This is a genomic window from Terrabacter sp. NPDC000476 (genome assembly GCF_040300125.1).
GTDB lineage: Bacteria > Actinomycetota > Actinomycetes > Actinomycetales > Dermatophilaceae > Terrabacter.
Window position 1 is genome coordinate 406,782 of the sequence record NZ_JBEPDF010000004.1, and the last position, 13,371, is coordinate 420,152.

11 protein-coding genes are annotated in these 13,371 nt (G+C 73.9%); all 11 read left to right on the plus strand.

Translation table 11 applies throughout. The features are described from left to right. Positions 1-228: 228 nt before the first annotated feature. Positions 229-1,329, plus strand: a complete 1,101-nt coding sequence (gene pheS, locus ABT295_RS20720; RefSeq protein WP_352396291.1) for a phenylalanine--tRNA ligase subunit alpha — start codon at positions 229-231, stop codon at positions 1,327-1,329. Between the two features lies 1 nt (position 1,330). Next, positions 1,331-3,889, plus strand: coding sequence for a phenylalanine--tRNA ligase subunit beta (gene pheT, locus ABT295_RS20725; RefSeq protein WP_352396292.1), 2,559 nt, complete (start codon positions 1,331-1,333; stop codon positions 3,887-3,889). 39 nt (positions 3,890-3,928) lie between these two features. Next, the gene (gene argC / locus ABT295_RS20730) at positions 3,929-4,975 is read left to right on the plus strand and encodes an N-acetyl-gamma-glutamyl-phosphate reductase (protein WP_502991241.1); all 1,047 of its coding nucleotides are present in this window, start codon (positions 3,929-3,931) and stop codon (positions 4,973-4,975) included. After that, positions 4,972-6,183, plus strand: a complete 1,212-nt coding sequence (gene argJ, locus ABT295_RS20735; RefSeq protein ID WP_352396294.1) for a bifunctional glutamate N-acetyltransferase/amino-acid acetyltransferase ArgJ — start codon at positions 4,972-4,974, stop codon at positions 6,181-6,183. The genes argC and argJ overlap by 4 nt, the downstream gene beginning before the upstream one ends. Further along, positions 6,180-7,310 (plus strand): acetylglutamate kinase, encoded by a 1,131-nt coding sequence (argB, locus tag ABT295_RS20740; RefSeq protein ID WP_352396295.1) that lies wholly within the window; start codon positions 6,180-6,182, stop codon positions 7,308-7,310. The genes argJ and argB overlap by 4 nt, the downstream gene beginning before the upstream one ends. After that, a complete protein-coding gene (locus ABT295_RS20745) occupies positions 7,307-8,503 on the plus strand; it encodes an acetylornithine transaminase (protein ID WP_352396296.1) in 1,197 nt (398 codons plus the stop codon). The genes argB and ABT295_RS20745 overlap by 4 nt, the downstream gene beginning before the upstream one ends. Beyond that, a complete protein-coding gene (gene argR, locus ABT295_RS20750; RefSeq protein WP_352396297.1) occupies positions 8,500-8,985 on the plus strand; it encodes an arginine repressor in 486 nt (161 codons plus the stop codon). The genes ABT295_RS20745 and argR overlap by 4 nt, the downstream gene beginning before the upstream one ends. A 35-nt stretch (positions 8,986-9,020) precedes the next feature. After that, positions 9,021-10,502, plus strand: coding sequence for an argininosuccinate lyase (gene argH, locus ABT295_RS20755; protein WP_352396298.1), 1,482 nt, complete (start codon positions 9,021-9,023; stop codon positions 10,500-10,502). A gap of 22 nt (positions 10,503-10,524) precedes the next feature. Next, entirely contained in the window at positions 10,525-11,163 is a 639-nt protein-coding gene (locus tag ABT295_RS20760) for a DNA-3-methyladenine glycosylase (protein ID WP_352396299.1), read from the plus strand. Then, the gene (locus tag ABT295_RS20765; RefSeq protein WP_352396300.1) at positions 11,160-11,765 is read left to right on the plus strand and encodes a DNA-3-methyladenine glycosylase; all 606 of its coding nucleotides are present in this window, start codon (positions 11,160-11,162) and stop codon (positions 11,763-11,765) included. Before ABT295_RS20760 ends, ABT295_RS20765 begins: the two co-directional genes overlap by 4 nt. 168 nt (positions 11,766-11,933) lie before the next feature. Further along, a complete protein-coding gene (gene tyrS, locus ABT295_RS20770; RefSeq protein ID WP_352396301.1) occupies positions 11,934-13,193 on the plus strand; it encodes a tyrosine--tRNA ligase in 1,260 nt (419 codons plus the stop codon). The last annotated feature ends 178 nt before the right edge of the window (positions 13,194-13,371 follow it).

Below are 13,371 nucleotides of genomic sequence, written 5' to 3' on the forward strand. Positions count from 1 at the left end.
CCGGGGCCGGGTGATCCCCGCCCGGTCCTCCGCGGGCTGGTCCTCGCGTGACCGACGGTCGGCGGACGGTCGGCGGACGGACGGTCGGCGGACGGACGGTCGGCCGACGGGCCGATGCGGCCGCGCCCCTAGACTGGACCCGCGCACCCGCCCGCCCCTCGCAGGCGGGTCGTCACCGTCAGACCCGTCCCACCCGTGAACCCGAGCGAGAGCAGCGAACGCACGCCGATGTCCGGACCCAACACGAACTACGACCCGGTCGAGGTCTCGGCCCTCGACCCGGCGAACGTCGACGCCGCCGTGCAGGAGGCCCTGACCGCGATCGCGGCCGCCGCCTCGCTCGACGAGCTCAAGGCCACGCGCATCGCGCACGCCGGCGAGAAGAGCCCGCTGGCCCTCGCCAACCGCGAGATCGGCGCGCTGCCGCCGAGCGCCAAGGCGGAGGCCGGCAAGCGCGTCGGCCAGGCCCGCGGCCGCGTGTCCGCTGCGCTCGCCGCCCGCCAGACCGAGCTCGAGGCCGAGCGCGACGAGCGGATCCTCGTCGAGGAGCGGGTCGACGTCACGATGCCCGCGGCCCGTCGTGCACCGGGCGCCCGACACCCGATCGAGCTCGTGTCCCAGCGCCTCGCCGACGCCTTCGTCGGCATGGGCTGGGAGGTCGCCGAGGGCCCGGAGCTCGAGAGCGAGTGGCTCAACTTCGACGCGCTCAACCTCGGTCCCGACCACCCCGCGCGCCAGATGCAGGACACCTTCTTCCTCGACCCCGTCGACTCCGGGCTCGTGCTGCGCACGCAGACCTCCCCGGTGCAGATCCGCACCATGCTCGAGAAGGAGCCGCCGATCTACGTCGTGGCCCCGGGCAAGGTGTTCCGCACCGACGACCTCGACGCGACCCACACGCCGGTCTTCCACCAGGTCGAGTGCCTCGCCATCGACAAGGGCCTGACGATGGCCCACCTGCGCGGCGCGCTCGACGCGTTCGTGCGGATCATGTTCGGCGAGGAGACCCGCACCCGGGTGCGGGCCTCGTACTTCCCCTTCACCGAGCCGTCGATGGAGACCGACTTCGTCTGCTTCGTCTGCCACGGCGAGTCCGCGCCGGGGGAGTGCCGCACCTGCGGCGGCTCCGGCTGGATCGAGCTCGGTGGCTCCGGCATGGTCAACCGCAAGGTGCTGCGCGCGTGCGGCATCGACCCCGACGTCTACTCCGGCTTCGCCTTCGGGCTCGGCATCGAAAGGGCGCTCATGCTGCGTCACGGCGTGCAGGGCATGCACGAGATGGTCGAGGGCGACGTGCGCTTCTCGCAGCAGTTCGGGATGGAGGTCTGACATGCGGATGCCACTGCGTTGGCTCGCCGACTACACCGACCTCGCCCCTGGCACCACCGGTGCCGACGTCGCGGCGTCGCTCGTCTCCGTCGGCATCGAGGAGGAGGACCTCCACGGTGGTGACATCAGCGGTCCCCTCGTCGTCGGTCGCGTGCTCGAGTTCGACGAGCAGGTCCAGAAGAACGGCAAGCCGATCCGCTACTGCGTCGTCGACGTCGGCCGGAACGGACAGATGCTGACCGAGGGCAAGCACCAGGAGATCGTCTGCGGCGCCACCAACTTCGCGGTCGGCGACCTCGTCGTCGTCGTGCTACCCGGAGCGACGCTGCCGGGGGACTTCCACATCAGTGCGCGCAAGACCTACGGCCGGGTGTCCAACGGCATGATCTGCGCCGAGGACGAGATCGGCCTCGGCAGCGACCACGAGGGCATCATCGTGCTCTCCCGCCTGCTCGGTGCGGAGGCGGCCGCCGCCCTGACGCCGGGTGACGACGCCATCGCGCTGCTCGGCCTCGGCGAGGAGACGATCGAGGCCAACGTCACGCCCGACCGCGGCTACTGCTTCTCGGTCCGCGGGCTCGCGCGCGAGTACTGGCACGCGCAGGGCAGCCCGGCCGACGGGTTCCGTGACCCGGCCCTGCTCGCCGTGCCGGCCGCGAACGACGCCGGCTTCCCGGTGCGCCTGACCGACGAACGCCCCATCGACGGCGCCGACGGCTGCGACCGCTACGTCGCCCGCGTCGTGCGCGGCATCGACCCGACCCGACCGAGCCCCGGCTGGATGCAGCAACGTCTCACGCAGATGGGCATGCGCCCGATCTCGCTCGCCGTCGACGTGACGAACTACGTCATGCTCGCCGTCGGCCAGCCGCTCCACGCCTTCGACGTCGACAAGCTCTCCGGCCCGGTCGTGGTGCGCCGGGCCCGCCCGGGCGAGTCGCTGACGACGCTCGACGACGTCAAGCGCGTGCTCTCACCCGACGACCTGCTCATCACCGACGGTGGGGAGCACGTGCTCGCCCTCGCCGGGGTCATGGGCGGCGCCTCCTCCGAGGTCGACGACACCACGACGGACGTGCTCGTCGAGGCCGCGCACTTCGACCCGACCTCCGTCGCGCGCACGTCGCGACGGCACAAGCTCGTCACCGAGGCCTCCAAGCGCTTCGAGCGCGGCGTCGACCCGCAGCTGGCCCCGGCGGCGGCGCAGCTGGCCGTCGACCTGCTCGTCGAGCACGGCGGTGGCACCGTCGACCCGGGCGTCACCGACGTCGACCGCACGAGCCCGCGCGAGGCGTACCTGCTCGACGTCACCGAGCCGGGGCGCATCGTGGGCGTCGACTACCCGCGCGACCGGGTCGTCGAGATCCTCCGCGTTCTCGGGTGCGCGGTCGAGGAGTCGGGCGCCGGAACGGACGCGACGCACGTCCTCGTGACGCCTCCCTCGTGGCGCCCCGACCTCGTCGACGGCCCGGACTACGCCGAGGAGGTGGCCCGCATCGACGGCTACCACCGCATCCCCTCGGTCACGCCCACGCCCGTCGGGGGCCAGGGCCTGACGCACGGCCAGAAGACGCGCCGGGTCGTCGCCGACGCCCTCGCCGGGGCCGGCCTGACCGAGGTGCTCACCTACCCGTTCGTCGCGGAGGGGCTGGCCGACGACCTCATGCTGCCGGCCGACGACGACCGGCGTCACGCGGTGCGCGTGGCCAACCCGCTCAACGAGGAGCGGCCGCTGCTGCGCACGACGGTCCTCGCGAGCCTCGTGGACGCCCTGCGCCGCAACGTCTCCCGCGGTCACAAGGACGTCGCGCTCTTCGAGCTCGGCCTCGTGTTCCGTTCCGGTGGCGAGCTGGGCCGCGCGCCCATCCCGAGCGTCCTCGAGCGCCCGTCCGCCGAGACCCTCGAGCAGCTGTATGCCGCCGTGCCCGCCCAGCCGCGCCGGGCCGCCCTCCTCGCGACCGGTCTCGCCGAGCGCGCGGGCTGGTGGGGCCCGGGCCGGGCGGCGGACTGGAGCGACGCCGTGGCCGCCGTGCAGGCGGTCGCGACGGCGCTGGCGGTCGAGCTGGTCGTCGCCAACGACCCCGGGCACGCGCCGTGGCACCCCGGGCGCTGCGCGCGACTCACCCTCGCCGACGGCACGCTCGTCGGTCACGCCGGTGAGCTGCACCCGAAGGTGCTCGCGGCGCTCGACCTGCCGGCGCGCACCGTGGCGGCGGAGTTCGACGTCGACGTCCTCATCGCAGCGAGCGCGGAACCCGTTCAGGCGCAGCCGTTCTCGTCGTTCCCGCCGGCCATGACCGACATCGCGCTCCTCGTGGGCTCGGACGTCGCGGCGGCCGACGTGGCCACGGCGCTCCGTTCCGGGGCGGGGGAGTCGCTCGAGTCGGTGGTCCTGTTCGACGTCTACGAGGGGGAGCGCGTCGAGGCGGGCCACCGCTCGCTGGCCTACCGGCTCACCTTCCGGGCGGCCGACCGCACGCTGACGACCGACGAGGTCAACGGCTTCCGCGACGCCGCCGTCGCGGCGGCCGCGGCGGTCACGGGAGCCGTCCAGCGCTGACCGTCATGCACGAATATGCATGAACGTGTATAGTCATGCATCGTGATCAGGGCAGCAGTGGCGGGGGCGAGCGGCTACGCCGGAGGAGAGATCCTCCGGCTGCTGCTCGCCCACCCGCAGATCGAGGTCGGGACCGTCACGGCGAGCAGCACGGTGGGTGAGCGCCTGGGGAGCATCCACCCCCACCTCGCGCCGCTCGCCGACCGCGTCATCGCCGAAACGACGCCCGAGACGCTGGGCGGCCACGAGCTCGTCTTCCTCGCGCTGCCGCACGGCCACTCGGCCGCGCTCGCCGCGCAGCTGCCCGACTCCGTCGTCGTCGTCGACTGCGGCGCCGACTTCCGGCTCGAGTCCGCGCAGGCGTGGACGACCTTCTACGACACGCCGTATGCCGGGTCGTGGCCCTACGGGATGCCCGAGCTGCCCACCGGGGCCGGCTCCCGCCAGCGCGACCGGCTCGCCGGCGCCACCCGCATCGCCGTCCCGGGCTGCTACCCGACGGCCGTCTCGCTCGCGCTCGCCCCGGGCTTCGCGGCCGGCTTGCTGGAGCCCGACGACGTCGTCGTCGTGGCGGCGTCCGGCACGTCCGGCGCCGGCAAGTCGCTGAAGCCCCACCTGCTCGGCGCCGAGGTGATGGGCTCGATGTCGCCCTACGGCGTCGGCGGTGGCCACCGGCACACGCCCGAGATCGAGCAGAACCTCTCGCGCGCCGCGGGGGAGACCGTGCAGGTCTCCTTCACCCCGACCCTCGCCCCGATGCCCCGCGGCATCCTCGCGACGTGCACCGCGCGGCTGCGCCCGGGCACCGACGCGACGCGCGTGCGCGCGGCGTGGGAGGCGGCATACGGCGACGAGGCCTTCGTGCACGTGCTGCCCGAGGGCAGCTGGCCCGCGACCGGGGCGGTGACCGGCAGCAACCACGTGCAGCTGCAGGTCGCCGTCGACGCCCGGCTGGGGCGGGTCGTCGTCGTGGCCGCCGTCGACAACCTCACCAAGGGCACCGCCGGCGCCGCCGTGCAGTGCGCCAACCTCGCCCTCGGTCTCGACGAGACCCTCGGCCTGCCCGTCGCAGGAGTCGCACCGTGAGTGACCACGCCACCACCCCTCCCACCACCTCTCCGACCACCCCTCCGACCACCCCTGCGGGCGTCCGGCTCCCCGCGGGCTTCCGCGCGGCCGGCGTCACCGCCGGCCTCAAGGCGAGCGGCACGCCCGACCTCGCGCTCGTCGTCAACGACGGGCCGGACCACCACGCGGCGGCCGTCTTCACGACGAACCGCGTCGAGGCGGCTCCCGTGACGTGGTCGCGCCAGGTCGTCGTCGACGGTCGCGTCGACGCCGTCGTGCTCAACTCGGGTGGGGCGAACGCCTGTACCGGCGCGCAGGGCTTCCTCGACACGCACCGCACGGCCGAGCACGTCGCCGAGGTGGTCGGCGTCTCGGCCGGCGACGTCGTCGTCTGCTCGACCGGCCTCATCGGCGAGCTGCTCCCCATGGACACCCTCCTCGCCGGCGTCGACGCCGCCGCCGCGGCCCTCTCGAGCGACGGGCACGAGGCCGCCGCCGTGGCCATCAAGACGACCGACACGGTGCACAAGGTCGCCGACCACCACGGCGACGGCTGGTCGGTGGCGGGCATGGCCAAGGGCGCCGGCATGCTCGCCCCGGCCCTCGCGACGATGCTCGTCGTCGTGACGACCGACGCCGTCGTCGACCGGGCCGACCTAGACGCCGCCCTCCGCGCGGCGACGGCGGTCTCCTTCGACCGCATCGACTCCGACGCCTGCATGTCGACGAACGACACCGTCGTCGCCCTCGCCTCGGGCGCGTCCGGCGTCCCCGTCGACCGGGCCACCCTGACGACGGCCCTGACCGCCGTGTGCACCGACCTCGCCCGCCAGCTCATCGGCGACGCCGAGGGCGCGGCGCACGACATCGCCATCGAGGTGGTCGGCGCCGCCTCCGTCGACGACGCGCTCGAGGTGGCTCGGGCCGTCGCCCGCAACAACCTCTTCAAGTGCGCCGTCTTCGGCAACGACCCCAACTGGGGCCGGGTGCTCGCGGCGGTCGGCACGACGCGGGCGGCCTTCGACCCCACGACGCTCGACGTCGCGATGAACGGGGTGCAGGTGTGCCGCTCGGGAGGCGTCGGCGAGGACCGCTCGCTCGTCGACCTCGCGCCCCGCGAGGTGCACGTGCGCGTCGACCTCCACGCCGGCGGCGAGAGCGCCACCGTCTGGACCAACGACCTGACCCACGACTACGTCCACGAGAACTCGGCCTACAGCACATGACGCAGCCCGCCCAGCCCACGCAGCCCACCCCGTCGACCGGCGCGACCGGCGCGACCGGCGCGACCGGCGCGACCGGCGCGACCGGCGCGACCGGCGCGACCGCGCCGGCCCCTGTCCCGTCCTTCGCGTCGCGACCGGGCAGCGGCGAGCCGCCCGTCAACGTGCGGGGACTCATCGACGCCGCGGCCATCCGCGTCGCCGCCGGCAAGGCGTCGACCCTCGTCGAGGCGCTGCCGTGGCTCGAGCGCTTCCGCGGCGCCCTCGTCGTCGTCAAGTACGGCGGCAACGCCATGGTCGACGACGAGCTCAAGGCCGCCTTCGCCGAGGACGTCGCCTTCCTCCGGTATGCCGGCCTGCGCCCCGTCGTCGTGCACGGCGGCGGGCCCCAGATCAAGTCGATGCTCAAGCGCGTCGGGCTCGAGAGCGAGTTCAAGGGGGGCCTGCGGGTCACGACGCCCGAGGTCATGGACGTCGTGCGGATGGTGCTGACCGGGCAGGTCGGGCGCGAGCTCGTCGGCCTGCTCAACCAGCACGGGCCCATCGCCGTCGGGCTCTCCGGCGAGGACGCCGCCCTGCTCGGTGCGCGCCGCCGCGGTGCCGTCGTCGAGGGCGAGGAGGTCGACCTCGGGCTGGTCGGCGACGTCGAGAGCGTCAACCCCTCGGCGATCCTCGACATCCTCGACGCCGGCCGCGTGCCGGTCGTCAGCACCGTCGCCCCCGACCTCGACGTCGAGGGCCAGGTGCTCAACGTCAACGCCGACACGGCCGCCGCGGCGATCGCCGTCGCCCTCGGCGCCGAGAAGCTCGTCGTGCTCACCGACGTCGAGGGCATCTACGCCGACTGGCCCGACCGGGGGTCACTGCTCTCGACGATCACCGTGAGCGCGGCCCGGGAGCTGCTGACGCGCGTCGACCACGGCATGGTGCCCAAGCTCGAGGCGTGCATCCGCGCCGTCGACGGCGGCGTGCCGCAGACCCACGTCGTCGACGGGCGCAAGCCGCACTCGATCCTGCTGGAGATCTTCACGGACGAGGGGATCGGCACCATGGTGCTGCCCGACATCACCGGCTCGGAGCCCACACCGGTGCCGGGCGCGGCGCCCGCCACCACCGAGGAGCCCTCGTGACGACGGGTGACGCGCTGCTGCGCCGCTACGCCGGCGCCATGGTCCAGGTCTTCGGCTCGCCGCAGCTCGTGCTCGCCTCGGGCGAGGGCTGCTGGGTCACCGACGTCGACGGCAAGCGCTACCTCGACCTGCTCGCCGGCATCGCCGTCAACGCCCTCGGTCACGCGCACCCGGCCCTCGTGCAGGCCGTCGCGAAGCAGGCCGAGTCGGCCATCCACATCTCGAACTTCTTCACGTCCGAGCCGGCCATCGCGCTCGCCGAGCGGCTGCTCGAGGTCGCCGGCGCCCCGGCGGGCTCGGGGGTCTTCTTCGCCAACTCCGGCACCGAGGCCACCGAGGCGGCCGTCAAGCTGACCCGGCGCACCGGCCGCAGCCGCATCGTCGCCCTCGAGGGCTCCTTCCACGGCCGCTCGACGGGTGCGCTCGCGCTGACCCACAAGCCCGCCTACCGCGAGCCGTTCGAGCCGCTCATCCCCGGCGTCGTCTTCGTGCCGCCGAACGACGCCGACGCGCTGCGCGCGGCGGTCGACGACACGACGGCCGCCCTCTTCCTCGAGCCGATCCAGGGCGAGGCCGGCGTGCGCGAGCTGTCGGCCGACTACCTCCGACTCGCGCGCGAGCTGACGAGCGCCCACGGCGCCCTCCTCGTCGTCGACGAGATCCAGACCGGCATCGGCCGCACGGGCGACTGGTTCGCCCACCAGGCCTCCGGGATCGTGCCCGACGCGATGACCTTGGCGAAGGGCCTCGGCGGCGGGGTGCCCGTGGGGGCGCTCGTCACCTTCGGCGGCGCCGTGACGGGCCTGCTCGCGGCCGGCCAGCACGGCACGACGTTCGGCGGCAATCCGCTCGCCTGCGCGGCCGGTCTCGCCGTGCTCGACACGATCGAGCACGACCACCTGCTCGCCCACGCCGTCGAGGTCGGCGCGCTGCTCGACGACGTGCGCGTCGACGGGGTGGCGGGCACGCGCGGACGGGGACTCATGCGCGCCATCGAGCTCGACGGCGTGCCGTCCGCCGCCGTCATGGTCGCCGCCCGCGACGCCGGCTTCGTCGTCAACGCCGTCACCCCGACGGCCCTGCGGCTCACCCCGCCCCTCGTGCTGAGCGCGGCGGAGCTGCATGGCTTCCTCGACGCGCTCCCCGGGATCATCGAGACCGCCCGCCGCGCGGCGGACGGGGAGCCGTCGTGAGCCGCACCCAGCGCCAGCGCCGCATCGTCGAGTTGCTCGGCGCGCACGAGGTGCACAGCCAGGGCGAGCTCTCCGACCTCCTCGGCGCCGAGGGCACCGAGGTCACCCAGGCCACCCTGTCGCGCGACCTCGTCGAGCTCGGGGCCGTCAAGGTGCGGCGCGGGCGCGCGCTCGTGTACGCCGTGCCCGGCGAGGGCGGCGAGGTGGCGGCCGTCGGGTCGATCGGCGACTCGGCGTCGGCGCGGCTGCGCCGCACCTGCGAGGAGCTGCTCGTCTCGGCGACGCCCGCGGTCAACCTCGTCGTGCTCCGCACGCCGCCCGGCGCGGCCAACTACCTCGCCTCGGCCATCGACCACATGCGCGACCCCGGCGTCGTCGGCACCATCGCCGGCGACGACACGATCCTGCTCGTCACCGGCAGCACCGAGGCCGCCACCGCCGTGGCCGAGCGGCTCCAGGCGCTCGCCGGCGCGCGAGACTGAACCACCCACCCTGTGCAGCACGAGGAGACCACCCCATGACCGAACCCACGTCGACCGGCGGCACCGACACCACCGAGGGTGCCGCGACGGCGCAGGCCTCCGGAGCCGCTCGGGTCAGCCTGTGGGGCGGCCGCTTCGCGGGCGGTCCCGACCAGGCCCTCGCGGCCCTGTCGAAGAGCACGCACTTCGACTGGCGCCTCGCGCCGCACGACATCGCGGGCTCCCGCGCGCACGCCCGCGTGCTGCACGCCGCCGGCCTGCTGTCGCAGGAGCACCTCGAGGGGATGCTCGAGGGCCTCGACCGCCTCGAGGCCGACGTCGTCTCGGGCGCGTTCGGACCCGCCGACGACGACGAGGACGTGCACACGGCGCTCGAGCGCGGCCTCATCGAGCGCGTCGGCACCGACCTGGGCGGGCGGCTCCGGGCCGGTCGGTCGCGCAACGACCAGGTGGCCACCCTCTTCCGGATGTACCTGCGCGAGCACGCCCGCGTCGTCGGTGGCCTGCTCCTCGACGTCGTGGACGCCCTCGTGGCCCAGGCGGATCGGCACCTCGGTGTCGCCATGCCCGGCCGCACGCACCTGCAGCACGCCCAGCCGGTGCTGCTCTCGCACCACCTGCTCGCGCACGCCTGGGCCCTGCTGCGCGACGTCGACCGCCTGCGGGACTGGGACGCGCGCACCGACGCGTCTCCCTACGGCTCGGGCGCCCTTGCGGGCTCGTCGCTCGGCCTGGACCCCGAGGCCGTGGCGCGCGACCTGGGCTTCGCACGGGCCGTGGAGAACTCGATCGACGGCACCGCGTCGCGGGACTTCGTCGCGGAGTTCTCGTTCGTCTGCGCCATGGCCGCCGTCGACATCTCGCGCATCGCGGAGGAGGTGGTGCTGTGGGCGACCAAGGAGTTCTCGTTCGTCACGCTGCACGACGCCTACTCCACCGGGTCGAGCATCATGCCGCAGAAGAAGAACCCCGACGTGGCCGAGCTGGCCCGCGGAAAGGCCGGCCGTCTGGTCGGTGACCTCGCGGGCCTGCTGACGACGCTCAAGGCGCTGCCGCTCGCCTACAACCGCGACCTGCAGGAGGACAAGGAGCCGGTGTTCGACGCCGTCGACACCCTCGAGGTGCTCCTCCCGGCGTTCTCGGGCATGGTCGACACGCTGACCTTCAAGACCGAGCGGCTCGAGTCGCTCGCGCCGCAGGGTTTCGCGCTCGCCACCGACATCGCGGAATGGCTGGTGCGCCAAGGGGTTCCGTTCCGGGTGGCGCACGAGGTGGCAGGCGCCTGCGTGCGCGAGTGCGAGCCGCGCGGCATCGAGCTGTGGGACCTCACCGACGAGGACTTCGCGCGGATCAGCGAGCACCTGACGCCCGACGTGCGCTCGGTCCTGTCGGTCCCGGGCTCGCTCGCGTCGCGCGACGCCGTCGGCGGCACCGCTCCGGTGCGCGTCGCCGAGCAGCTCGACGCCGCCCGCGCCCGTCTCGGCGCGGCCCGGGAGTGGACGGCGGCCGGCGTCTGAGGCGGCGGTTAGCGTGTCGTCGGTGACCACCGACGACACGCGCCTGCCCCGCGAGTTCTTCGCACGCCCGTCCGTGGAGGTGGCTCCCGCGTTGCTCGGCCGGCACCTCTCCTTCGGTGGGGTCACGCTGCGACTGACCGAGCTCGAGGCGTATGCCGGTGAGGTCGACCCCGGGTCGCACGCCTTCCGTGGCGAGACGCCGCGCACCCGGCCGATGTTCGGCCCGCCCGGCTTCACCTACGTCTACTTCACCTACGGCCACCACTGGTGCGTCAACCTCGTCGTCGGCGAGGTGGGCTCGGCCTCCGCGGTGCTCGTGCGCGCCGGTGAGGTGCTCGCGGGTCACGACCTCGTCCGGGCCCGCCGCGGCCCGGTGCGTGAGCGGGACTGGGCGCGTGGACCGGGCCGGCTCGGACAGGCGCTCGCGATGACGAAGGAGCACACGGGTCGCGACTTCTGCCGCCCGCCGGTGGGGGAGCCGATCGACCTCGTCGTGTCCGAGGGCGAGCCCGTCGCGGGCGAGCTCATCCGGACGGGCCCTCGCGTCGGGGTCAGCGGTCCGGGCGGCGACGGCGACGCCTTCCCGTGGCGCTACTGGGTCGACGGCGACACCCACGTGTCGGACTACCGACCCGGCGTGGTGCGGAAGCGGCGGTCGTGACCCCGCTCGGTCGCCCGTTCTTCGCCCGACCGGTGCTCGAGGTCGCCCAGGACCTCCTCGGTGCCCGGGTGCAGGTCGGCGACGTCCGGGTGCGCGTCACCGAGACGGAGGCGTATGCCGGCCTCACCGACCCTGCCTCGCGGGTGCTGAGCCGGCCCAGCCGCCACAACGCCCCGGTCTTCGGCCCGGCCGGGCACGCCTTCGTCTACTTCACCTACGGCCACCACTGGATGCTCTGCGTCGTGACGGGGGAGGAGGACGTGCCGGAGGTCGTGCTGCTCCGCGCCGGGGAGGTCGAGCTGGGGCACGCCACGGTGGCCGCCCGCCGGGCCGGCGTACGTGAGCGTGACTGGTGCCGTGGGCCGGGACGGTTGACGCGGGCACTGGGCGTCACGGGCGAGCTGTCGGGCGCCGACCTCTGCGCACCCGGTGCGCCGGTGCGGCTCGGCGGAGCGGAGGCGGCGGTGCGCGGGCCGGTCCGCACCGGTCCGCGCGTCGGGGTGCGCGGTCCGGGCGGGGACGGCGCGGCCTACCCCTGGCGGTTCTGGCTCGAGGGGGAGCCCACGGTGTCGGCCTACCGTCCGGCGGCACCGCGTCGGTAGGGGAGCGCCGGGAGGGGAGCACCGCTCGGCGGCTGTCGGGCCGACGGGCGCCGCCGACCGCCCGGCATGCGGGACCGCGCGGTACCCGGTGGCCCGCGCGAGCCGGCATACGGCAGGCTGGGCCTCGCCGGGCAGGGAGCCCGGACGACAGAGAGGACACCGATACCCGTGACGGACATCTTCGACGAGCTGCAGTGGCGCGGCCTGGTGGCGCAGACCACCGACGAGGCGGCGCTGCGCGAGGCACTCGCCGACGGGCCGCTCACGCTGTATTGCGGCTTCGACCCCAGCGCGCCCTCGCTGCACTTCGGCAACTTCGTGCAGCTCTCGGTGATGCGGCGCATGCAGGCGGCCGGCCACCGGGTCATCTGCCTCGTCGGGGGCTCGACCGGGCTCATCGGCGACCCGAAGCCCGACTCGGAGCGGGTGCTGCAGGACAAGGACACGATCGCGGCCGCGGTCGCGCGCATCCAGCAGCTCGTGGGTCCGCTGCTCGACTTCGGGGGCGACAACCCGGCGACGCTCGTCAACAACCTCGACTGGACGGCGCCGATGAGCGCGATCGACTTCCTGCGTGACGTCGGACGCCACTTCCGGGTCAACCAGATGATCCGCAAGGAGGCGGTCGCCCGCCGGCTCGAGAGCGACCAGGGCATCTCGTACACCGAGTTCAGCTACCAGATGCTCCAGGCGCTGGACTACCTCGAGCTGCACCGCAGCCGGGGGTGCACCCTCCAGATCGGCGGGAGCGACCAGTGGGGCAACATCACCGCCGGCGTCGACCTCGTGCACCGCGTGGAGGGTCGGTCGGTGCACGCGCTCGCGACCCCGCTGCTCGTCGACTCGACCGGGCGCAAGTTTGGCAAGTCCGAGGGCAACGCCGTGTGGCTGAGCGCCGACATGACGAGCCCGTACGCCTTCTACCAGTACTTCCTCAACGTCGAGGACGCCTCGGTGGTCCAGATGCTCAAGGCCCTCTCGGACCGCTCCCGCGAGGAGATCGTCGAGCTCGAGCGACAGGTGGCGGAGGAGCCGTTCCGACGGGCCGCCCAGAAGGCGCTCGCCGCCGACGTGACGACGCTCGTCCACGGGGCCGACGCGACGCGGGCGGTGCAGGAGGCGTCGGAGGCGCTCTTCGGCAAGGGAGACCTCGCCGCGCTCGACGCCGGCACCCTGCGTGACGCCACGTCGGCGCTGCCGGGGGCCGACGTCGCCGTGGGGTCGACCTTCGTCGACGCCCTCGTCGCCGGGGGACTGGTGGACTCGCGCAACGCCGCTCGGCGCGCGATCGGCGAGGGCGGGGCGTCGCTCAACAACATCAAGGTGACCGACCCCGAGCTCGTGCTCGCGGAGAGCGACTTCCTGCACGGGGAGGTCGCCCTGCTCAAGCGTGGCCGACGCAACCTCGCGGCTGCCCGACGAGTCTGACACGCGACCGTGAGGGGCGGATCCCGTTGCAGGCCAACGGGATTCGCCCCTTCGTGCTGTCTGGCGCGGCTCACGGCCGCACGGATTTGGCGTCATCCGGGAGCCCATGTAATGTTCTCTTCGTCAGCCCGACAGGGCGGAACGGACGCCACCGCGATCGAGTTTCTCGTGAGCGAAG